This is a genomic window from Clostridium sp. (genome assembly GCF_016650035.1).
Lineage (GTDB): Bacteria > Bacillota > Clostridia > Clostridiales > Clostridiaceae > Clostridium_AD.
Genome location: NZ_JAENWM010000060.1, coordinates 1 through 23,561 on the forward strand (window position 1 = coordinate 1; position 23,561 = coordinate 23,561).

The following is a 23,561-nucleotide window of genomic DNA, read 5'->3' on the forward strand; positions in this document are numbered from 1 at the left end:
TGTAAGGGTTCAAGTCCCTTCACCTGCACCATTACTATTCATCATAAAGAAGGAAATATGCGGGGGTGGCTCAGTGGTAGAGCGTCACCTTGCCAAGGTGAACGTCGCGAGTTCGAATCTCGTCTCCCGCTCCAAATATGCGGGTATAACTCAATGGTAGAGTGTTAGCCTTCCAAGCTAATTACGAGGGTTCGATTCCCTCTACCCGCTCCAATAAAAAGTCTTTAGTATTTATACTAAAGACTTTTTATAAATTATTTTGCGCCCATAGCTCAGCTGGATAGAGTTGCAGACTTCGAATCTGAAGGTCGTGGGTTCGACTCCCTCTGGGCGCACCATAAATGTTGATATAACAAGCTTTACAGAAATGTAAAACTTGTTATTTTTTTATTTTAACACACTTTTAACACACCTAATTAAATAAATCACTTTTTTAGATTACATAATATTTTAAAATGTGGATAATACATCTTTCATTATAGTAATAAATTCTTTAGCCGCTCTAGAAAGGTATCTTTTCTTTATGTAGGCAACTATTAAAGTTCTAGTAGTTTCTAAATCTTTTATTAGAAAGTAAACAGGTGTAATAGGGGTTTGTGGAAATAAGGTTATGCTATCAGGAATAAAAGCAATACCCATGCCTGAGGAGACTAAAGCATGAGTAGCCTCAATACTTTCACTTTCAAGTATGATTTTAGGGGTGAATCTAGCTTGGTTGCAAAGAGAAATAGCAATTTGGTGCAATTTTTGATGCTGCTTTAATAAAATAAAAGATTCATCACGCAGTTCATGAAGAGATATTTCAGGATGTTTATGGTCAGCAGCAGCATGCTGCTGAGCGTGGTGGTTAGTTAGTGACTTTTTACAAACAGGATGCTTTGGAGGAATTGCTAAAAGGATATTTTCTCTAAATATAGGTTCATATGAAAACAAATTCTCTTTTATGGGCAAAGTCATTATTGAAATATCTGTAATTCCTTTAACAGCTAGATCTTCTAATTTAACTGAATTACCTTCTACTAAAACTACGTCAATACCAGGAAATTTTTCATGGAACAGTGGAAGAATTTTTGGGATTATATAAGCACTTCTAAAAGGGGAAAGTCCTATGGTGAGACGGCCTTTTTTGAAATTTGATATATCCTCCATCTGATTTGAAAGTTGTACGTTTAAATTTAAAATCTTTTTAGCTGTTTCAGCGTATAGTTCTCCTGCATATGTAAGTCTCAGTGGATTAGTAGATCTATCAAATAATTTAACCCCTAATTGTTGTTCTAATTTTTGAATATATTGACTTAAGGAGGGTTGCGCTATATATAATTTTTGAGCAGCTTTCGAAAAACTTTTTTCTTCTGCTACTTTTAACATGTATTGAAGTTGACGAAATTCCATAGTTCACTCCTAACTTATTTATATAGAATATAGGCTAATGACTATATGTTTTATTAACATTATAGTATTTGGTATGGTACAAGTTAAATGATATAATATAATGGAATGTAAATCAATGGTAAACATATGGAAATAAGAAAGTATAGGATGGTTGTAAATATGATAGAATTAATCATAACTTTATTAATTGGATTTAGTGGTGGTATAATAGCATTGAAATTAAAGGTGCCTGCTGGAGCTATGATAGGATCTATGCTTTTCGTAGCAGTGTATAGTATAATAACAGGGAATGCATTTCTACCTCAGGATGCAAGAGTAATTACTCAGATTGCAGCGGGGGCATTTATTGGATCAGGAATTAAAAAAAAGGATGTTTTGGATCTTAGAAAAATGATGAAACCTGCAGTATTAATGTTGACACTTATGATAACGTTGGATTTACTAATGGGATATATAATGTATAAGGCGACGGGAATTAGCCTAGTAACATGTCTTTTTGCTAGTGCTCCAGGTGGACTTATGGATATGGCACTTATTAGCCAGGATTTAGGCGCGGATTCTTCTAAAGTAGCAATATTACAGTTAGTAAGATTATTCAGTGTAATGCTTATATTCCCAACAATGATTAAATTTATATCTAAAAGATATGATACACCTAAAAAATGTGATGAGACCGATTCTATTAGTGAATCTTACGAAAATGATATTTGTAAGAAAGAAAAAAGAAATAATTTAATGATAACAATATGTGTTGCTTTAGTAGCGGGATTTATAGGATATATTTCAAAAATACCAGCAGGAGCAATGACTTTCGCAATGCTCTCAGTTGGGGCATTGAATGTATTTTTTAATAAAGGATACATGCCAATAAACATGAGGCGTGCAACCCAAGTATTTGCTGGAATACTTATAGGGGAAAGAATGATGTATTCAGATATAATAGCACTTAAAAGTGTATTACTTCCAGCTATTATACTTTTGATAGGTATTATCGCAGTGAACATTTGTATCGGCATTTTAATAACTAAAGTAAGTGGACTAGAGCTAGTCACTTCACTTCTCGCAAGTGCACCTGGGGGAGTATCAGATATGGCTATTATTGCTAAGGATTTGGGAGGAGATGGACCAAAGGTTGCTATATTTCAGCTTGTAAGATATGTTTTTATAATTGCGCTTTTCCCTATTATAATTAAAATTATTATATCATAAATAACTAAATTTACTAAATATAATAAAAATAGTTTTGTGAAATTAGGTTGAATTCCTTGTGTGAGTGTTTTAAAATTGTGGATAACAAGACTCAGTGATTAAATTAAATGCATCAGAGCTTCTTCAAGTTAAATCGTCAAACATATTCATAATACGAACTAAGAAGTATACTTATAATTTGCAATTAATGTAATTCTAATTTTTTATACAACATATCAAAGCTATTACGACCATACATAGTTCTTTTTATAACTTTTTCTTCATGTGATATTTGTAATGGATTTATTAAAAATGGCATTAAATACTCTATTATTACTAGTTCTGTTGTTCTGTTTTTCCGCTTTTGTTAATGTATATTTTAGATTTACGAAACAGAATAAACTTGAAATATGGAATTTTGGAACAATTTTATCCAAAGGTGAGCTAAATAAAATTCTCTTTCTATTAAAAAGAGAGATTCCAGAGACGTACCTAAATGTCATGGTCATTATTTTCAAACCTAAATATCAAGTTTATTTCTGCGAATGGATAACCGTTTTAATGAGTAATTTCCACTCACTAAAGATTTATAAAGACTATTTTAAAAATATTAAAAACTTCAATACTTATGGACAATATGATAATTTGGCAAAAACTATTTTTCTATATGAATTTTCTTTTTCAAAAAAAGAAAATTTGATAGTTCAAAAAATGAAAATGACAAATACATTAATCCACGAATTCACACATAGGAACATTGAAATGTCAAATACCAATATTACAAAAATGGATGAAGAGTTAGAGTGTTTTAGATTTTCTCGAGCATTTATAAAAGCTAATTTAAAAGAACTCAATAATGTTTTTGAATCAGATTATGAAATAATTGATTTAGGAGTTGAGTTAGACAAAGATTCAATTAAGGACGCGTATAGTAAAATCCTCAAATAGGATACTTTCATCCTGATTGCTATAATGGTTGGGAGAAAGAAGCGATATATTTCTTGCATAATTATGAAAGGTATCTTTGTGGAAAAAATGGATATAGATTCCCTAAGATTTGGTGGAATAAATTATGGGAGAGCTCTGTTAAAGATAGCATAGAGCATATTTACCCTTAAACTTAGTTAAAAAGTAAAATGGCTATTTATAATGGGTTAGCAGTAGTATAAACTTAATAAAAACTGCTTCTTCCGAATCTGAAGGTCGTGGGTTCGACTCCCTCTGGGCGCACCATAAAAGCCTTACAAACACTATGTTTGTAAGGCTTTAACCTTGCCATAAAAATAGTTTTGCCCCCATATAATTATATAGATCATTTAATTTTGTAGCAGCCTTTACCTTAAAGCTTCTAAAACTCCTGCCGACACGCTTAAGGTCAAAAATAATTCATACATATTTTTCATTAACTATCCAATGAATTAACAAAATTCGATTAATATTGTCAATTATGTAACAAAAAAATGTACAAAAGCAAACAATGGGTGTCTGGTTTAGCACATTTTTAAATTAATATTGAGAATATAGTATTTATATGATATAATATCACAAGATTTACTAAAATTATATAAAATTATCATTACAATATTTGCAATAATTTGCAGGGAAAAGAGGGTTAAATTTGAATATTGTCATTGTTGGTGCTGGTACAGGTGGATGTGAAATGTTAAGCTCGTTAATGAATTTAGAAAATATAAAAATGGAATTGATCGTTGACAGAAATTTAAATGCTCCAGGTATAGAATTGGCCAAAAAATGTAAAATTGCATATTCGCAAAATTTAGAAGATATTAATGTAAATAAAACGGATATTATTATTGAAGTTACTGGTAATGAGAACTTAAAAAATATTCTAAAAGAAAAGTTTGAAAGTGAATGTACTATAATTGATTCTAAATCAGCTCTTTTGCTTAGTATGTTAGTAAATAAAGATGCACAGAGAGTTGAAAAAATAAACAAAGACATAAGCGTTATTAAAGATACTTCAAAAACAATTGCAAATGAATTAGATGACATTTCTTCCTCCGTAAATAATATTCATGATGTTAGTGCTAGTTTAATGAACTCAATAGATTCATCGAAGCTACATATTGCTGAAAGTGATAAGATTATTAAATATATTAATGATGTATCCAAACAAACAAAAATTTTGGGCTTAAACGCTTCTATCGAATCAGCTAGAGCAGGAGAACATGGTAAAGGATTCTCTGTGGTTGCTATGGAAATACAAAAATTAGCAATTAATAGTGGGGAATTTGCTAAGGAAATAAACGTTATATTGACAAAATTATCTCAAGAAATAGTAAATATGAATATGGAAATTAATAATATTGATAAACAATCAGACATTCAAATTACAGCATTTAAAAAAGCTAGTATTGCTATGAATAAATTAGTAGAAGAAACTACTCAATAATATAGGATAGTTTAGAAATGATTTGACTACAATTATATTAGGAAATCTTTCTTAATGGAATGTAAAACTGGCTCCCTCTATAATTTTAAACGTTCAAGATATATGTTGCAATTGTTGGGGTTATGGGTATTTATTACTTGAATAAGAAGGATATGGTTTATTATTATAAATCCTATTTGTATATTAATGAGGTTAATATATACTTACTTATTACCACTTCTCCACCCAATAGGGCAAGTTTTATCATAAATTCAAACACGTCTTTCTATATGATTCATCTGATGTCATTGCGTTATATACATCCGCAGAGATATCATCCTATGGAATAATAGTCTACATGGTCTTAATTGTTTATTTATTTTGATATTTTAAAATCAAATTTATGTTATATGATTCTATAGCATTTAATTTATTATTAGAAGCTTTAAAGTCTGGGTCTGGCTTATACCAGGATTTACTATTAAAATAATTTTTAAATGATTCAGATTTAAATACATACCCATGTCTAGCATAAATCTCATTCTTAGCTAAGTTTAAGTTAGCTTTACTTACTGGGGCTACATCAGATTCTAAAAGTTTTTCACTTCCGCTTTTAGCAAATATATACTCATCATCCGTTATTTTAGGTTTATCAGTTTGCGCTGTAGATGCAGGAACACTCGTATCTTTATCAGAGCTGGTTTCTTTAATTGGAGCATCGATGGCTTTTAAAGGGGAATTGGCTGATTTTTTAGGAGTAATAATGTTATATTTTTCAAATGCAAAATAATAGCTGGTATATGCCACAGCAACTAATACTAGTATAAGTAAAAACGTAATTAAAATTGAACGTAAAAATTTATTTTTTTTAGGAGCATGTTGCTCTAGAGTATCATTCTCTAGAATATCATTCTCTGGAGTGCCATTCTCGTAAATGGTTGAAATATTTTCTTGGTATAGTACATTATCTTGTATGATTTCATTACCACAGTTTGGACAAAATTTTGTACTGCCATCTATTTGAAAATCACATTTAGAACAATTCATAAATTAATGTCTCCTTCTTTAAGCTTTATAATATATATTATACTAAAGTATACATAAGTTTTAAAGTTTTTAGAATAAATAAGTCATAATTTATGAATTTGCTAATGCGTAAAAAAAGTGAGATAATAAAGTGATCTATATTATAGGGGGAATTAATAAATGAAAAAATCAATTTTAACATTTTTCTTGTCATTAACTTTACTTGCTTCAATTACTGGGTGTAGTCGGCAAGTAGAGTTAAAAACTGGTGTTGCGAACAGTGAAACTATTAAGTCGTGTGCTTATGATGTTACATTGTCTGCAGAAGTAACGGGGGATATGAATAGCATCTCAGAACCAGGTGATGTATCGAGTATGCTAAGTGCAGGTAAAGTATCTTTGAATTTTAACGGCAAGATGTTAGAGGATAAAGATAGGACAAAGATTAGTAGTAATGTAAAAGCATCATCGGCGGGAGTTTCTTTTGAAGCACCGATGTACATCGATAGTTCTAATTCCAAATTAGATTTTGATATGATTATAGGGTTGCCTGAGTTGCTAAAAAGTATGATGGGTGATCAACTAGCAAATACATCATACTTAAGTTTAGCTTCAAAGGATTTAGAGAGTTATATGAAGAGTAATAGCTCTGCTGAGGATTATCAAAAGTTTCAGGATTCAATAACAAAAGCAATGAACGCTGAGGATAATAAGAATACTCAGGTTTCAAAAGATATTTTGAATACAATTAATTCTTATTTAGATGAGAATGAGAAAAAAGTACAAACATTTGAAAAGCTTGGAGATAAATCTACTTCAAAGAACGGTGTATATACAATTAAGTTTTCAAAAGATGACATAAAAGCTATTATTTCTAATTACTTAAGTGATGAAAAATATTTTAGTAATTTGAAAGAGGTTATTAAGGAAGCTGAGGAAGCAACTGAAGTAAAATCAGAAAATCTGGAAGATGCAACAACACTTATTGAAGAAAGTAATAAAGCTATTGATGCTGCCGAAGTATTAGATATAGTATCAACATTTACAATAGAAGATAACCTAATAACTAAAACAAATGTTAAATTTGATGTTACTAGCGAAGGTAGTAATATAAAAGTTGAAATTGATAGTAAATTAAGTGAAATTAATAAAATAACTTCTATAACTCCTCCAGTAACCACCGAGGAGAATACATTAGATATTATGGAGTTTATACAACAACTAACTCAAAATTATTTTAATTTCAATTAATAAAATAAAAAAAATTACCTTAAATTATATTTTAGGTAATTTTTTTTATGTACATTGAAGTACAAATTTGCTGATTCGTTTATAAAATTTGGTTGACATGAACTAGAATATATAGTAATATGAATCAAAGAATAAATAAAAAATTACCTTTAATTTGGTCCGAGAGGCTGAGAAGGAAGCGAAGATTAAACTGGTATTGCTACGCCTTCTCATAATAGAGATGGCGTTTTTTATTTATTTAGAAGTGAAGTATTAAAATTACTATAGTACCTTTAAATGTAGTCCCGAGAGGCTGAAAAGGAGAGGATTTAATATGTTAAAAGGAAGACACTTAATTGAACCAATGGATTTTACACTGCTAGAGTTGGAGGAGATTTTTGATTATGCAGAAGAGATAATAAAAGATCCTGCAAACTTTTCTCATAAGTGCGATGGAAAAATTTTGGCAACATTATTTTATGAACCAAGCACACGAACGAGATTAAGCTTTGAAGCTGCAATGTTAAGACTTGGAGGTCAGGTATTAGGTTTTTCTGAAGCAAAATCAAGTTCAGCAGCAAAAGGAGAAAGCGTAGCAGATACTATAAGAACAGTAGAATGTTATGCAGATATTGCAGCAATGAGGCATCCAAAAGAAGGAGCGCCTAAAGTTGCATCTATGCATTCCCAAATGCCAGTAATAAATGCAGGTGATGGCGGACATCAACATCCAACTCAAACACTAACAGATCTTTTAACCATAAGAAAAATAAAAGGAACATTATCAAACTTAACCATAGGAATTTGTGGGGATTTAATGTTTGGCAGAACAGTTCACTCATTAATAAAAGCCATGTCAAGATATGAAAACATCAAATTTGTACTGATTTCACCAAAGGAGTTAATGATTCCAAGTTACATTAAAACAGAAGTACTTGAAAAAAATAACATAGAGTTTATGGAAACGCAAAAACTAGAAGATGTGATTGGTGATTTGGATATACTATATATGACAAGAGTTCAAAAGGAAAGATTTTTTAATGAGGAAGATTATATAAGACTTAAAGATATTTATATACTAGATAAAGAGAAAATGAAAAATGCTAAGAGTGATATGATAATACTTCACCCACTTCCCAGAGTTAATGAAATATCTGTAGAGCTTGATAATGACCCAAGGGCCTGTTATTTTAAACAAGCAAAATATGGTATGTATGTAAGAATGGCGCTGATTGTTAAACTTTTGGGGGTGGATAAGTAATGGTATCAATAAATAGTATAAAAAGAGGAATAGTGATAGATCATATTAAAGCGGGTGTTGGACTTAAAATATTCAACTATTTAGGTCTTGATAATGCTAACTTTACAGTGGCACTTATTATGAATGCACCTAGCAAGAAACTTGGCAAAAAAGATATAATAAAGATAGAAAATGAGATTGACATAGATTTTACAGTGTTAGGTTTTATAGATCCTAACATAACAATAAATATAATATCTGGAGAAGAAATTGCAACTAAAGTTAAATTAAATTTGCCGGATAAAATTGACAATGTTATAAAATGCAACAATCCTAGATGTATCTCTTCTATAGAACAAGAAATTTTGAATAGTTTTTACCTTTCAGATAGAAAAAAGGGTGAGTACAGATGTATGTACTGTGATGAAATTAATAACCAAACTACTAAGTAAATATCGGCGACGTGAGAGGATGGTAGGACTATGGAATTATTAATAAAGAATGCAAGAATAGTTGATTCATCACAGGATTTTATTTCTGATGTTTATATAAATGAAGGAATAATATATGAAATAGGAAAAGAAGTAGATAAAGACTGTGATGTAATAGATGGGAAAGGGTATGTTTTAGCACCTTCTTTCATAGATCTTCACAGTCATTTTAGAGAACCAGGATATACCTATAAAGAAGATTTATTATCTGGAAGTAAAGCTGCAGCACGGGGTGGATTTACTGCAGTAAATCTTATGGCAAATACAAACCCAGTATGCACGACCATGGAAACTATAGATAAAGTGCTTAAAAAAGCTGCAAAAATAAATTTGGTGGATATTCATCAGTGTGCATCTATTACAGAGGATTTAAAAGGACAATCTATAGACCATCTAGATAAGTTAACCTCTAAAGTTAAATTTATATCTGATGATGGTAAGGGAGTTTCTAATAGTAAAATAATGCTCTTGGCAATGCTTAAAGCAAATGAAATGAATTTAACAGTAATATCTCATGCCGAAAATGAAGAATTAGTAGAGTTTGATACTAGGCTTGCTGAAAACATGATGACATGGAGAGACATAACTCTTTCGAAATTCACAGGGTGTAAACTTCACTTAGCTCATGTTAGTACAAAAGAAGCTATGAAATACATTATAGAAGCGAAAGAGCAGGGAGCAAAAGTTACCTGTGAAGTTACGCCTCATCACCTAACAGATACTTCTGAAACTCGATATAGAGTAAATCCACCTATAAGAGAGACTGATGATGTAAATTTCTTAATTAACGCTATAAAGCACGGCTTTGTGGATGTTATATCTACAGACCACGCACCACATAGTACATCCGATAAAATAAAAGGGGCACCGGGTATATCGGGCCTTGAAACAGCATTCCCTATATGCTTTACTAAACTAGTAGGAGAAGGACATATTACTCTAAACAAACTTTCTGAAATTATGTCTAAAAATCCATCTAAAATTATGGGATTAAATAAAGGTGAGATTAAAGTAGGACTAGATGGAGACTTAGTACTCTTAGATATTAAAAATAAATTTAATATTGATATTTCAAAGTTTTTATCTAAAGGAATTAATTCTCCCTTTGAGGGAAAAACTGTAATAGGTACAGTAATGTGCACTATTAAGGCGGGAAACGTAATTTATAAAGATCCTGAATTCAAAAGTGAATAATTGGTTTGTATAAAAAAAAGTGGAGGAGGAGTAACCTTTGATTATTGATAGATTATTCGAAAGTGTAGAAAATAAGGGTAATGTTTGTATAGGAATTGACACCGCGCTAGAATATTTACCACTAGAATTTAAAAATAAGTTTTCATATGAGGATCATGCGCTCTATAGATTTAATCAGCAAATAATTGATGCTACTTTTGATGTAGCAGCTTGTTATAAGGTGCAAATAGCATATTATGAAGCTCTTGGACTCAAAGGTTTAAAAGTATACAAAGATACTTTGAATTATATAAAGAGTAAGGGTGGAATAGTAATTGCGGATATTAAAAGAGGAGATATTGCAAAAACAGCAGAAATGTATGCTAAAGCTCATTTCGAAGGAGATTTCGAAAGTGATTTTATAACTGTAAATCCATATATGGGCATGGACAGCATAGAACCATATCTTCCTTATGTGAAAAACAAGGAAAAAGGACTATTTTCATTAGTAAGAACCTCTAATAAAGGGGCAGAAGATATTGAATATATAGAGAACAAAGAAAATAAAAAGGTTTATGATATAGTAGGGGAAAAAATATTGAATATTGGAAGCGAATATAGAGGACAATGTGGATATAGTTCAATAGGTGGAGTCGTTGGCTGCACTCATATAGATGAAGGGTTAAAGATGAGGAAAGATTTAGAAAATATGTTTTTCTTGATACCTGGTTATGGAGCACAGGGTGGTGCAGCAAAGGATGTGGCCATATATTTAAATAATGGAAACGGTGGGGTTGTAAATGCTTCTAGAAGTATTTTGCTTGCCTACAAGAAAAGGGAACAGGGCGAAACTCATTTTGAAGAGTGTGCTAGGGAAGAGGCAATAAAAATGAGAGATGAAATAAGAGCAGCAAGCACTAGAAATGTGAAATAATTTGTAATTCTACATGAAGTACTGGAGGGGTTTAGTTGATATGTTCAGTAGAGAAAATATATGAAAATGTTGAAATAAGCGAAGGCGTGTATATGCTTTCTATAAAGGGCAAGTTTAATGTAAAGCCAGGTCAATTTTTTATGTTAAAGGTAGGAAACCTAGAACCATTATTACCAAGGCCTATAAGTGTGTATGATGTGTGCGAGGACAAAATAAGCTTTTTATATCAAATAGTAGGTAAGGGTACAAAACTTCTTAGTAAATTATCGGAAAATGACGAAATACAGATAATGGGACCTCTTGGAAATGGATTTGACGTAGAAAAAATAAAGGGAAAAATTGCTGTAGTATCAGGCGGAATTGGCATAGCACCACTTATTTATCTAATAAAAAAACTTACAGATTGTGAAATAGATTTATATGCAGGTTTTAGAACTGTGGATTATTCTGTGGATACTGTGGAAAAAAATGTAAACAAAGTGTGCTTATCCACAGAAAGTGGTAAAATTGGTCACAAAGGATACGTGACAGATTTAATTGATCCACAAAAATATAATACAGTTATATGCTGTGGACCAGAAATTATGATGAAAAAAGTTGTACATAAATGTAATGATGCAAATGTTCCTGTATATGTATCAATGGAAAGCCATATGGCCTGCGGAATAGGTGCATGTCTTGTATGTACTTGTAAAACCGTGGCGGGAAATAAAAGAACCTGCAAGGATGGTCCGGTTTTTTTAGGGAAGGATTTGATTTTTAATGATGAATGTTAAATTATGTGGTGTTAATCTAAAAAATTCTGTTATAGCTGCATCTGGAACCTTTGGGTTTGGAGCAGAATATGGACAGTATTACGATATTTCAAGACTAGGGGGTATATCCTCTAAAGGTCTTACAATTAATGAAAAGGATGGGAATGATGGAATACGTGTTTATGAGACCCGAGGTGGAATGCTAAACAGTGTAGGACTTCAAAATCCAGGTATTGAAAAATTTATAAATTCTGAACTGACCATGATGCAGGAATTTAACACAGCTATAATAGCAAATGTTGGAGGCGGAAATATAGAGGAATATATTGCGGCTATAGAAAGATTAAACAATGAGGCAGTAGATATAATTGAATTAAATATATCTTGCCCTAATGTAAAATGTGGGGGTATGGCTTTTGGAATCAATTCAAAGGTAGCCTATGATGTAGTGCGACAGGTGAAGTGCATATGCAAAAAACCTCTTATGGTTAAACTTTCACCTAATGCGCAGGATATAGTAGATATGGCTTATAAATGCTGTGAAGCAGGAGCTGATGCATTGTCCCTTGTAAATACTTTCAAAGGCATGGCAGTAGATATACATCAAAGAAAAGCAGTTTTTAATAATATATATGCAGGTTTATCAGGCCCCGCTATAAAACCTATGGCCCTTCGAATGGTTCATGAGGTAAGCACGGCTGTCAATATACCAGTTGTTGGTATGGGGGGTATTTGCAACGCTTCTGATGCTATAGAGTTTATAATGGTGGGAGCTACTGCAGTTCAAGTTGGAACGGCTAATTTTATAAAACCAGATATATGTATAGATATAATAGAAGGAATCGAAGAATATATGTTGAGTGAAGGCATTAAAGATCTAAGTGAGATCAGAGGGATTATTTAGGAGGCGGTATTATTAATATTAATGTTTTAGATATATTAAAAGAGTCGGGCGCACTACTAGAGGGGCATTTTCTGCTATCCTCAGGAAGACACAGTAACAGATATTGTCAATGTGCAAAATTACTTCAGTATCCAGATAAGGCTGAAAAGGTGCTAAGTGTAGTTGTTGAAAAGCTTAAAGATATAGATTTTGATGTGGTAGTTGGACCTGCTATGGGTGGAATAATAGTAGCTTATGAAGTAGGTAGACAAACTTTAAAGCCTGCTATATTTACTGAAAGAGTAAATGGCACCTTTGAACTGCGAAGGGGTTTTGAAATTACAAAAGGGCAGAAGGTTTTAATTACAGAGGATGTAGTAACTACTGGTAAATCTTCTTTAGAAACCATAGAGGTTTTAAAAGAAATGGGAGCAGAGGTAGTTGGGATATGTTGTATTGTTGATAGAGGAAGTAGCAAGATTGATTATCCTATCTATAGTTCTATAAAGCTTGAAATTGAAAGTTATGATCCAGCAGACTGTCCTCTTTGTAAAGAGGGAACGGCCTACATAAAACCTGGTAGCAGAAATATATAAAAAGGTATATATTGCTCAAATGCTGTCACGGTGCTAAGAAATCCTAAAATTTATTTTATTTTTAGTTGCTAAAAAATGCAAACTCGTTACACTCAAACATGCATTTTTCTATACGCAACTGAAAATAAAATAAATTGTGAATTACTAAAGCTTGTTCCAATGCATTCTACGCAATACATACCTTTTTTAGCAGTCTTTAAAAATAAATTAAAGAGGGGATGTCTCAAAATGATTGAAAATCATTTATAGAGACATCCCCTTTTCTGCAACTATGCTATTTGTGAGTTTGATTTTTCTTTTGTTTTTAGTAAATTATTCATTAATGTTTGAAGTTCTTTAGTTTTATCTTTATCCATGGGTTCTACACCTTTTAATTTATAAGGTATACCTAAAGCTTCATATTTATGTGCTCCTAGAACATGATATGGAAGAAGTTCTACTTTATCAACATTTGGAACTTCTTCACTTATAATTTCAGACATTTTAGTTATATGCTCCACGGAATCTGTAATTCCTGGCACCACCACGTGTCTTACCCAAACCCTAGATTTTGATTTTCTTAAAGCACCTAAAAATGAATTAATACCGGACGCATCTTTACCGGTTAAACTAACATAACCACGACTCGTGGTATGTTTTATATCTAAAAGTACTAAATCAGTGTATTTTAATATCTCATCATAGTTACCATTTCCAAAACCAGATGTATCTAGGCAAGTATGAATGCCGTTAAGTTTACATAATTTTAAACACTCAAGTAAAAATTCTGGTTGCATTAATGGGTCGCCACCGGAGAAAGTAACTCCACCGGAAGAACGATCAAAATATGGTTTGAATCTAATAATCTTTTGAACAATTTCCGTAGCTGTCATTTCTATACCACCACCAAGATTCCAAGTATCTGGGTTATGACAATAGGCACATCTTAATTTACAACCATTAAAGAAAACCACTACTCTTATTCCAGGACCGTCAACTAATCCCATTGTCTCGATAGAATGAATATTACCTTTTATCATATATACTCCTCCTCAGCTTAGATATAAAAATACTTAAAGTGTCTTTTTATTACAATTTATCATGGAAAGTTCTAGTGATAATTTCAAGTTGTTGTTCCTTTGATAATCTGTTGAAATGAACAGCATATCCTGACACTCTTACTGTTAATGTTGGATATTTATCTGGATTTTCCATAGCATCAATTAGAACTTCTCTATTTAATACATTTACATTTAAATGGTGTGCACTTTGTGCAAAATAGCCGTCTAAAAGGAAAACTAGATTGTTTATTCTTGTATCTTCATCGGTGCCAAGTGCAGCTGGTACTATTGAAAAAGTATTTGAAACTCCATCTTGGCAATAATTTCTATAAGGAATCTTAGCAACTGAATTTAATGAGGCTAATGCACCATTTTCATCACTGCATTGTGTTGGATTTGCTCCGGGGGCAAGGGGTATTCCTTGTTTTCTTCCATCAGGAGTTGATCCTGTCTTCTTACCATAAACTACGTTAGACGTAATAGTAAGTGCTGATAAAGTATGTTCTGCTCCTTTATAAGCAGGATGTTTCTTAAGCTCATCGCTAAATTCTTTAATAAGATTAACAGCTAAATCATCAGCTCTGTCATCATCATTTCCGTATTTAGGGAAATCTCCTTCTATTTTAAAGTCTACCGTTATGCCCTTTTCATTTCTTATTGGTTTTACCTTAGCAAATTTTATAGCACTTAAGGAATCAGCTGCAACTGAAAGTCCAGCTACTCCGAATGCCATGAAGTATTTAAGGTCCGTATCATGAAGGGATATTTGACCAGCTTCATAAGCATATTTATCATGCATATAGTGTATAGTATTCATAGTATTTACATACATTTCTGCAACATAGGAGAGTACTTTTGAGTACATTTTTCTAACTGTTTTGTAATCAAGAATTTTATCAGTATTTGTTGGAATGCCAGGTATTACAAGTTTACCTTTTAATTCGTCGATTCCGCCGTTAAGCGATAGTAGTAATGATTTAGCTAGGTTTGCTCTAGCACCAAAGAATTGCATCCGCTTACCAATTTCCATAGCAGATACACAACAAGCTATTCCATAGTCTTCTCCATAAATTGGTCTCATTATATCATCATTTTCATATTGCAATGCATCTGTTTCAATGGACATTTTAGCACAGTACTTTTTAAAATTTTCTGGTAATTTTTCTGACCAAAGTACAGTCATGTTTGGTTCTGGTGCTGATCCCAGATTTGTTAATGTATGAAGGAATCTAAATGAATTCTTTGTTACCATTGCTTTTCCATTAAGTGCTACACCGCCAATTGATTCTGTTACCCAATTTGGATCACCACCAAATAAATCATCATATTCAGGGGTTCTAAGGTGTCTTGCCATTCTAAGTTTAATTACAAATTGATCAATAATCTCTTGTGCTCCATCTTCAGTTAATATACCTTCTGCTAAATCTCTTTCAAAATAAATATCTAAAAAAGTAGTAGTTCTTCCAAGAGACATCGCGGCTCCGTTGTTTTCTTTTATTCCCGCAAGATAGCCAATATAAACTGCTTGTACCGCTTCTACTGCTGTAGTAGCTGGTTTTGAAATATCAACTCCATATTTTGAAGCCATGCTTTTTATTGAAGCAAGTGCTCTTATTTGCATACTTACCTCTTCTCTATGTCTTATTAAATCATCAGAGGCATGTCCTGTTAATTCATTCAAATCTTTTTTCTTTTGGGAAGTTAAATAATCTATACCATAAAGAGCTATTCTTCTATAGTCTCCTATTATTCTTCCTCTACCATATGCATCTGGAAGTCCGGTTAAGAATCCTACAGTTCTTGCAACCTTTGTAGCAGGAGAGTATGCATCAAAAACTCCTTCGTTGTGAGTTTTTCTGTATTTAGGAAAATATTCTTCGATATCTTTGTTTAATTTGTAGGCATAAGCTTCTAATGATTGCTCTACCATTCTAAAGCCACCAAATGGATTTACTATTCTTTTTAAGGGAGCATCTGTTTGAAGTCCGAAGATTACTTCATTTTCTTTATCTATATATCCAGGAGCAAAATTATCTATTCCTGCTACTTCATTAGTTTCTACATCTATGATACCTTTTTTTATTTCCTCTATAATAAGTGAATTAGCTTTATCCCAAACACTATTAGTCTTAGCTGTTTTTCCTACTAAAAAATTATCGTCACCTTCATATAGTGTATAATTTTTTTGAATAAAGTCACTGACATCAATTCCGTCTTTCCACTGATCGCCTTTGAAACCGTTCCATTGTTTAAACATTTGTTTTCCTCCTTATATAATGCCTGCTAAAATTTTTAAAAATTAAATATTTTGCAATATATTTTAGGATTTGCTAATACTTAAACCTAAAATTTATAACAGATTAATAAAGTGTTTAGATGATGTTATCACAACTTAAAACACAATCTGCTAATATAATATATTATAATATTAATAATGAAACAGTGCAAGAGAATTATAAAAGTTGTAATATTAAAAATATTTTGATAAATGTTTAAACGTTGATATTTAACGGTTTGATAATGTTAAAATATTAACTAAGTTATATAACGGATTATTTTAAAAATGAAACACATGTAAAATATAATAATACGAACGGTTTTTTAATGTGAATAGATTGTAAAAGAATCTTTAAATATGCAATATTAAAGAAAAACATTATTATTTACTTATATAATAATGTATAATGTATATTGTATGTATTTTAGTGGAGGTGGATTCTGTGAGAAAGCCTAGCATATTTAGTAAGGATTATGAAAAACAAATAAAAAAACGAAGAAAGAAAATATTTTTAATGATTATAGTGCCCATAATAGGCTTATCCATATTTTTAATTACAGATTTCAACTCGGTGTTAAATAAAGCAATAAGTATGAAGGAGAGTATAAACAATATCTTCGTAAATAAATCAAAACAAGATACAAATGATGAGGGAAATAAAGCTGCGGATGTACAGAAAAAAGAAGAAATACTTAAAGAACAACCTTCTAAGCAAGAGTCTGAGGTTGATAAAACGATTGCTATAGAGAATGAAATCTTCGCTATAACGTTGTCTGATGGCCAAGAAATAAGTATTAAATACAATGTAGTGGCAGCAGAAAAAAGTATAGAAGGTATATCAGATTCTAAAGATATATCTTATGATATAAGCCCAAGTAAAAAATCAGTAGTTATACAAAGTAAGCTAAATCAGGATATTCTATATTTTGATGTTAACAAAAGCAGTAAAGATATTACCAAGGAATCACACACCTCTAGCAAAGGTAAAGTATTTTATAAAGAAGACAAAATCAAAGAAGAACCAAATTATGTTTGGTCAATTACGCCTAAATTTATCGATGAAGATAATATTGTGTACGTTAGTGAATTACCCTGGATGAATAAAGAGGCGACGCAATACATATGGAAGGTAAATTTAAAAAGAAATATTCATTCGCAGGTGAAACCAGTAAAAGGTAAAAGCATTACTTTTAAAAATATAACGTCCAAGGGGCTAGAAACGATAATAGATGGCAATGTTGTGTATGTTACATCCAAAGGTGAAATACTAAATTAGGTAAAAGAAATTGTGTTAGCTAAAAAAGAACTTAAATTATATTGTAGATTGTGTTGTAAAATATAAAGAAGTTAGTTATAATCAGTACTATTAGACCATATAAGCAAATAGGTACTATAAAATTTGTAAATACCTTGAAAGTTATGTTATAATATAAAATGGTTAAGTTAACAAGCATTTGTGGTAATTAGGAGGAGAAAATTAATGAACGTTAAAATGGAGAAATTAGAAAAAAATATTATTAAATTAGAAATAACGGTAGAAGCAAAAAGATTTAGTGAATCCCTTAAAAAATCCTGTGTGAAAAATACAAAAACAATAAATATACCTGGATTTAGAAAAGGCAAAGCACCGATGTCTATAATAAAGAAAATGTATGGTGAAGGTGTTTTCTTTGAAGATGCTATAAACTTCTGTTGTGATGATACATATCCAGAAGCTCTAAAAGAGTATGATATAAGTCCACTAGATTATCCTAAAATAGATATTATTGAAATAGGAGAAGGAAAGGACTTTATATATACAGCATCTGTAGTGGTAATTCCAGAAGTTAAGCTTGGAGAATATAAAGGCGTAGAAGCTAAAAAAATTGAATATAATGTAACAGATGAAGAAGTTGAAAATGAACTAAAAGGCATGCAAGAAAAAAATGCTAGAATAGAAGAAAAACTTGATGGTACTGTTGCAATGGGTAATGTAGCTATTATAGATTTTAAGGGATTTATTGATGATGTTGCTTTTGAAGGTGGAGAAGGAAAAGATTTTGAACTTGAAATTGGTTCAGGATCATTTATTGATACCTTTGAAGAACAATTAATTGGATTAAAAGTTGGAGAAAATAAAGAAGTTAAAGTTAATTTTCCGGAAAAATATGGAAGAGAAGAGTTGAATGGAAAACTTGCTACATTTAATGTAACAATTAAGAGTATGAAGGAAAAAGAATTACCAGCTATTGATGATGAATTTGCTAAAGATGTTTCAGAATTTGACTGTTTAGAGGAATTAAGAAACGACATTAAAGCATCACTTAAGAAAACAAGTGATGATAGAGAAAAGAAAGAATTTGAAGAAGCTGTGATGGATGAAGTTTGTTCAAACGTTGAAATGGATATACCGGAAGTTATGATAAAAAGAGAAACTGATGTAATGCTCAAGGATTTAGAAACAAAACTTAAATATCAGGGTTTAGATCTTGAATCATATTATCAGTACACTAATAATACTGAAGAAAAAGTTAGAGAATTCATGAAAGAAGCAGCAGAGAAAAGAGTTAAAACTGACTTAGTAATTACAGAAATAGCTAAAACAGAAAAAGTTGACGCTACTGATGAAGAAATGTTAGAAAAAGCTAAACAAGTTGCAGCTCAATATGGAGAAAAAGATTTAGAGAAAACAGCAGATTTAATTATGAATGCACAAAAACAATATCTAAAAATTGATGTTGTAAATGAAAAAGTAATAAGAATGTTAGTGGAAAGCGCTAAAGTTATTGCATAATATATACTAGAATTAATTGCCAGATAGATTTCTGGCAATTAATTTTAAATATAGGATAAAATAATATGTTTAAAAAATAATTATATAGGCTAGAATTAAATAATAGATCGCCGTTTTAAGTAGTTCTATTATAATAGTAGAGGAGGGAATTATATGAGTTTAGTGCCAATGGTCGTTGAACAAACTAATAGGGGAGAGAGATCCTATGATATTTATTCAAGATTATTAAAAGAAAGAATAATTTTTCTAGGAGAAGAGGTAAATGATGTAACTGCTAGCTTGATTGTTGCTCAATTACTGTATTTAGAGTCTGAAGACCCTGACAAAGATATTTATTTATATATAAATAGCCCAGGTGGATCAATAACATCAGGAATGGCTATTTTTGACACAATGCAGTATATAAAACCACAAGTTTCAACTATATGTACTGGTATGGCAGCATCAATGGGAGCTTTCTTGTTGGCCGCTGGAGAAAAAGGGAAAAGATTTGCATTACCAAACAGTGAAATTCTCATACATCAACCACTCGGAGGATTCCAAGGTCAAGCAACGGATATTGATATACATGCAAAAAGAATTCTTAAAACTAAAGAATCGCTAAATAGGATACTTAGTGAAAGAACTGGCCAAACAATTGAGAAAATTCAACACGATGTTGAAAGAGATTACTTTATGAGCTCACAAGAGGCTATGGAGTATGGATTAATAGATGAAGTTATAACTAAAAAGAAATAACATTAATTGAGGTGAAAATATGACAAAGTTTGACGAAAAAAAACAACTAAAATGTTCCTTTTGTGGTAAAAACCAAGATCAAGTTAGAAGATTAATTGCAGGACCGGGAGTATATATTTGTGACGAATGTATAGAGTTATGTTCTGAAATAATCGTAGATGAATTCCAGGGAGATGTAGAACTGGATTTAGGGGCAATACCAAAACCAGCAGAAATAAAAAAATATATAGATGAGTATGTAGTTGGTCAAAACCAAGCTAAAAAATCTTTGGCTGTGGCAGTATATAATCATTATAAAAGAATAAATTCAAATATTAACGAAGGTGATGTTGAACTTCAAAAAAGTAATATTTTATTACTTGGGCCTACAGGTTGTGGTAAAACACTACTAGCTCAAACCTTGGCAAAATATTTGAATGTGCCTTTTGCTATAGCAGATGCAACTACCCTTACTGAAGCAGGATATGTAGGGGAAGATGTAGAAAATATTTTACTTAAACTTATACAAAATGCTGATTATGATGTAGAAAAGGCAGAAAAGGGCATTATCTATATAGATGAAATAGATAAGGTTGCTAGAAAATCTGAAAATCCTTCTATAACAAGGGATGTATCTGGAGAAGGAGTTCAACAGGCATTACTGAAAATATTAGAAGGAACTACAGCATCAGTTCCACCACAAGGTGGAAGAAAGCATCCTCACCAAGAGTTTATACAAATAAACACAGCTAATATTTTATTTATCTGTGGAGGTGCCTTTGACGGACTTGATAAAATCATAGAAAAAAGAACTAGAACTACGTCAGTTGGTTTTGGAGCTGAAATAAGATCCAAAGAACAGTTAAATGTAGGAGAATTATTGGAGTCTATAATGCCAGGAGATTTACTTAAATTTGGGTTAATACCAGAATTTGTAGGAAGACTTCCTATAGTAGTTACATTAGAAGCTTTAGATGAAGAGGCATTAGTTAAAATTCTTAGTGAACCTAAAAATGCGCTTATTAAACAATATAAGAAATTATTTGAAATGGATAACGTAGAATTAGAATTTGAAGAAGAAGCCTTAAAAGCTATAGCCAAAGAAGCTATTAAAAGAAAAACTGGAGCTAGAGGACTTAGATCTATTATTGAAGATACAATGAAGGAAATAATGTTTGATATTCCATCTAATGAACAGGTAGTTAAGGTAATAGTTACCGATGAAACGATTAGAACTAAAAGTCCACAACTAGTTTTAGCTGAAAATGGGAAAAGAGAGAAATTGAAGATTCCCAAAAGGACTAAAAGTAAAAAAGGTATAGAAACAGCTTAGTAATGCTTATAAAAGATGGTATATATATATTTTTAATATATATATATACCATCTTTTTTTAATATATAAGTATTATATGGAATATAAAGAATATATTAAACTTAACTTGAGCATAATATCAGATGATACAACATTTAACAAGACGTTGTAATCTAATATTTGAAGGGAGGGTTAGTTTAATATATTAAATATTAAACTTCAAATAATATGACTATGCAATTTCTTATGGTAGTACAATTTGTTTTTACAATAATAATTGGTTTGTATTTTTTCAATGCATTAAAAGCTCAACAAAGTAGCAAGGGGACTTTTAATAAAGACAGCAAAAAAGAAATGGAAAAGTTGAGGAAAATGAAGAGCATATGCCTTACAGAACCACTTACAGAAAAAAGTAGACCGACAAGATTTGAAGATGTTATAGGTCAGGAAAAAGGGATTAAAGCATTACAGGCTGCAATATGCGGTCCTAATCCTCAACATGTCATAATTTATGGACCACCAGGGATAGGGAAAACAGCAGCGGCTAGATTAGTGCTAGAGGATGCTAAAAAAAGAGAAAGATCCCCTTTTAAGGAAGACTCTAAGTTTATAGAAATAGATGCAACCACCGTTAGATTTGATGAGAGGGGGATAGCAGATCCTCTTATTGGATCTGTTCACGATCCGATTTACCAAGGCGCTGGACCCCTGGGAGTAGCTGGGGTGCCTCAACCTAAACCTGGAGCCGTTACAAAAGCACATGGTGGTATTCTATTTTTGGACGAAATTGGGGAATTGCATCCTATAGAAATGAATAAACTACTTAAAGTGTTAGAGGATAGAAAAGTATTTTTAGATAGTGCTTATTATAACGGAGAAGATCCTAACATACCACTTTATATAAAAGAGGTGTTTGATGAAGGTCTTCCGGCTGATTTCAGGCTCATAGGTGCAACAACTCGAAGTCCCGAAGAAATAATGCCAGCAATAAGGTCAAGGTGTGTAGAAATCTTTTTTAGGCAATTAGCACCAGAAGAGCTAGAGTTAATCGCGAAAAATTCAATAGATAAAATTGGACTTAAAATTTGTGAAAAAGCTTTAAAACTTGTAGGTAAATATTCTGGGAATGGTAGGGACACAGTTAATTTAATTCAGTTAGCTAGTGGAATAGCTATTAATGATGAAAGAGATGAAGTAAGCATTGAAGATATTGAATGGGTTATAGAAAATGGACAGTACTCTCCAAGGATAGAATCTAAGATAGCTGATAAACCGCAAATTGGATATGTAAATGGGTTAGCCGTTTACGGTGCTAATATGGGAGCTGTAATGGAGATTGAAGCTTCTGCTAAAAGAATAAAGCTTAGAAAAGGTGTGCTTAAAATTACAGGGATTATTGAGGAAGAAGAAATAACCAGTTCAAATAAAAAACTAAAAAGAAAAAGTACAGCAAGATCCTCAGTTGAAAATGTAGTTACAGTCCTTGAAAAGTATTTCAATGTAGAGTGTGATGATTATGATATTCATGTAAACTTTCCAGGGGGAGCGCCTGTGGACGGCCCATCTGCAGGGGTAAGTATTGCCACGGCAATATACAGTGCTATAAAAGGTATACCAGTTGATAATATGGTAGCTATGACAGGAGAAATATCAATTCATGGTAATGTAAAGCCTATAGGAGGCGCCAGTGCTAAGATTGCTGCTGCTAAAAAGGCCGGAGCCACAAAAGTTATTATTCCAAAAGACAATTGGCAGGATAGCTTTAAAACCATCTCAGATATAAAAATTATACTAGTGGGTAATATTACGGAGGTAATTCACGAAGCGCTGCTTCAAGATACACCTAAAAAAGGTTTAATTACTTTTGAGAAAGAGGTGGATGTTCTAGCTGCAGAATCATTAAAGTTATAAAATGGAGTAATCCCTATTTAATTATAGTGGATTACTTTGTTGATTTTTATGGGTAGTTATATATGAAAATTGTGGATTTGTGTGCACAAGTATGTCAAGCATTTTTGAAAATGTCCCAAATCATGTGAAACATTAGCACCAACTAATTGTTGGTGCTTTGCTTTTGTAAAAGTATGATTTTGGGTAAGCTTAACAGACCTACCGCGTGCTTTACTTTTTTAAAAAAGAAA

Annotated in this window: 20 protein-coding genes and 3 tRNA genes; 19 read left to right on the forward strand and 4 right to left on the reverse strand. The window is 31.6% G+C overall.

Annotated features, from left to right (window positions below):
- Nucleotides 1-59: 59 nt before the first annotated feature.
- The 3 genes from JJD95_RS13700 (at nt 60) to JJD95_RS13710 (ending at nt 338) form a co-directional block, all read left to right on the forward strand.
- A tRNA-Gly gene (locus tag JJD95_RS13700) sits at nt 60-134 on the forward strand.
- A gap of 5 nt (nt 135-139) precedes the next feature.
- A tRNA-Gly gene (locus JJD95_RS13705) sits at nt 140-213 on the forward strand.
- Nucleotides 214-261: 48 nt separating this feature from the next.
- Nucleotides 262-338 (forward strand) — tRNA-Arg (locus JJD95_RS13710).
- Nucleotides 339-450: 112 nt separating this feature from the next.
- Here JJD95_RS13710 and JJD95_RS13715 read toward each other — a convergent pair.
- The gene (locus JJD95_RS13715; protein WP_291643588.1) at nt 451-1,392 is read right to left on the reverse strand and encodes a LysR family transcriptional regulator; all 942 of its coding nucleotides are present in this window, start codon (nt 1,390-1,392) and stop codon (nt 451-453) included.
- A gap of 159 nt (nt 1,393-1,551) precedes the next feature.
- Between JJD95_RS13715 and JJD95_RS13720 the strand changes: the two genes are divergently transcribed.
- From JJD95_RS13720 to JJD95_RS13730, 3 genes are all read left to right on the forward strand, one after another.
- On the forward strand, nt 1,552-2,601 hold the full coding sequence (locus JJD95_RS13720) for an AbrB family transcriptional regulator (protein WP_291643589.1): 1,050 nt from the start codon (nt 1,552-1,554) through the stop codon (nt 2,599-2,601).
- 276 nt (nt 2,602-2,877) lie between these two features.
- The gene (locus JJD95_RS13725; protein ID WP_291643590.1) at nt 2,878-3,528 is read left to right on the forward strand and encodes a hypothetical protein; all 651 of its coding nucleotides are present in this window, start codon (nt 2,878-2,880) and stop codon (nt 3,526-3,528) included.
- Nucleotides 3,529-4,198: 670 nt separating this feature from the next.
- On the forward strand, nt 4,199-4,993 hold the full coding sequence (locus JJD95_RS13730) for a methyl-accepting chemotaxis protein (RefSeq protein WP_291643591.1): 795 nt from the start codon (nt 4,199-4,201) through the stop codon (nt 4,991-4,993).
- Between the two features lie 351 nt (nt 4,994-5,344).
- Here the strand turns inward: JJD95_RS13730 and JJD95_RS13735 are convergent, their stop codons facing one another.
- On the reverse strand, nt 5,345-6,019 hold the full coding sequence (locus JJD95_RS13735) for a YARHG domain-containing protein (protein ID WP_291643592.1): 675 nt from the start codon (nt 6,017-6,019) through the stop codon (nt 5,345-5,347).
- A 159-nt stretch (nt 6,020-6,178) separates the two neighbouring features.
- On the opposite strand from JJD95_RS13735, the gene JJD95_RS13740 reads away from it, so the two are divergent.
- From JJD95_RS13740 to pyrE, 8 genes are all read left to right on the forward strand, one after another.
- Nucleotides 6,179-7,249, forward strand: coding sequence for a hypothetical protein (locus tag JJD95_RS13740; RefSeq protein ID WP_291643593.1), 1,071 nt, complete (start codon nt 6,179-6,181; stop codon nt 7,247-7,249).
- 313 nt (nt 7,250-7,562) lie between these two features.
- Nucleotides 7,563-8,489: an aspartate carbamoyltransferase gene (pyrB, locus tag JJD95_RS13745; protein WP_291643594.1), complete on the forward strand. Its 927-nt coding sequence runs from the start codon at nt 7,563-7,565 to the stop codon at nt 8,487-8,489.
- Nucleotides 8,489-8,920 carry an aspartate carbamoyltransferase regulatory subunit gene (locus JJD95_RS13750; protein WP_291643595.1) on the forward strand — a complete coding sequence of 144 codons (432 nt, stop codon included), beginning with the start codon at nt 8,489-8,491 and terminating at the stop codon, nt 8,918-8,920. The genes pyrB and JJD95_RS13750 overlap by 1 nt, the downstream gene beginning before the upstream one ends.
- Before the next feature lie 30 nt (nt 8,921-8,950).
- A complete protein-coding gene (locus JJD95_RS13755; RefSeq protein WP_291643596.1) occupies nt 8,951-10,153 on the forward strand; it encodes a dihydroorotase in 1,203 nt (400 codons plus the stop codon).
- A gap of 37 nt (nt 10,154-10,190) precedes the next feature.
- The gene (pyrF, locus tag JJD95_RS13760) at nt 10,191-11,066 is read left to right on the forward strand and encodes an orotidine-5'-phosphate decarboxylase (protein WP_291643597.1); all 876 of its coding nucleotides are present in this window, start codon (nt 10,191-10,193) and stop codon (nt 11,064-11,066) included.
- A gap of 92 nt (nt 11,067-11,158) precedes the next feature.
- Complete coding sequence (locus tag JJD95_RS13765) at nt 11,159-11,842, forward strand: dihydroorotate dehydrogenase electron transfer subunit (protein WP_291643606.1); 684 nt, start codon at nt 11,159-11,161, stop codon at nt 11,840-11,842.
- Complete coding sequence (locus JJD95_RS13770) at nt 11,829-12,725, forward strand: dihydroorotate dehydrogenase (RefSeq protein ID WP_291643598.1); 897 nt, start codon at nt 11,829-11,831, stop codon at nt 12,723-12,725. The genes JJD95_RS13765 and JJD95_RS13770 overlap by 14 nt, the downstream gene beginning before the upstream one ends.
- Before the next feature lie 8 nt (nt 12,726-12,733).
- The gene (pyrE, locus tag JJD95_RS13775) at nt 12,734-13,300 is read left to right on the forward strand and encodes an orotate phosphoribosyltransferase (protein WP_291643607.1); all 567 of its coding nucleotides are present in this window, start codon (nt 12,734-12,736) and stop codon (nt 13,298-13,300) included.
- Nucleotides 13,301-13,569: 269 nt separating this feature from the next.
- Here the strand turns inward: pyrE and pflA are convergent, their stop codons facing one another.
- Both pflA and pflB read right to left on the reverse strand, forming a co-directional pair.
- Complete coding sequence (pflA, locus tag JJD95_RS13780; RefSeq protein ID WP_291643599.1) at nt 13,570-14,319, reverse strand: pyruvate formate-lyase-activating protein; 750 nt, start codon at nt 14,317-14,319, stop codon at nt 13,570-13,572.
- A gap of 49 nt (nt 14,320-14,368) precedes the next feature.
- On the reverse strand, nt 14,369-16,597 hold the full coding sequence (gene pflB, locus JJD95_RS13785; protein WP_291643600.1) for a formate C-acetyltransferase: 2,229 nt from the start codon (nt 16,595-16,597) through the stop codon (nt 14,369-14,371).
- Between the two features lie 463 nt (nt 16,598-17,060).
- Here pflB and JJD95_RS13790 point away from each other — a divergent pair, with 463 nt between their 5' ends.
- From JJD95_RS13790 to lonB, 5 genes are all read left to right on the forward strand, one after another.
- Nucleotides 17,061-17,894 (forward strand): hypothetical protein, encoded by an 834-nt coding sequence (locus JJD95_RS13790; protein WP_291643601.1) that lies wholly within the window; start codon nt 17,061-17,063, stop codon nt 17,892-17,894.
- A 204-nt stretch (nt 17,895-18,098) separates the two neighbouring features.
- A complete protein-coding gene (gene tig, locus JJD95_RS13795; RefSeq protein ID WP_291643602.1) occupies nt 18,099-19,391 on the forward strand; it encodes a trigger factor in 1,293 nt (430 codons plus the stop codon).
- 153 nt (nt 19,392-19,544) lie between these two features.
- Entirely contained in the window at nt 19,545-20,129 is a 585-nt protein-coding gene (gene clpP, locus JJD95_RS13800) for an ATP-dependent Clp endopeptidase proteolytic subunit ClpP (RefSeq protein ID WP_291643603.1), read from the forward strand.
- A 19-nt stretch (nt 20,130-20,148) separates the two neighbouring features.
- The gene (gene clpX, locus JJD95_RS13805) at nt 20,149-21,441 is read left to right on the forward strand and encodes an ATP-dependent Clp protease ATP-binding subunit ClpX (protein WP_291643604.1); all 1,293 of its coding nucleotides are present in this window, start codon (nt 20,149-20,151) and stop codon (nt 21,439-21,441) included.
- A 207-nt stretch (nt 21,442-21,648) separates the two neighbouring features.
- Entirely contained in the window at nt 21,649-23,331 is a 1,683-nt protein-coding gene (lonB, locus tag JJD95_RS13810; RefSeq protein WP_291643605.1) for an ATP-dependent protease LonB, read from the forward strand.
- Nucleotides 23,332-23,561: the final 230 nt, after the last annotated feature.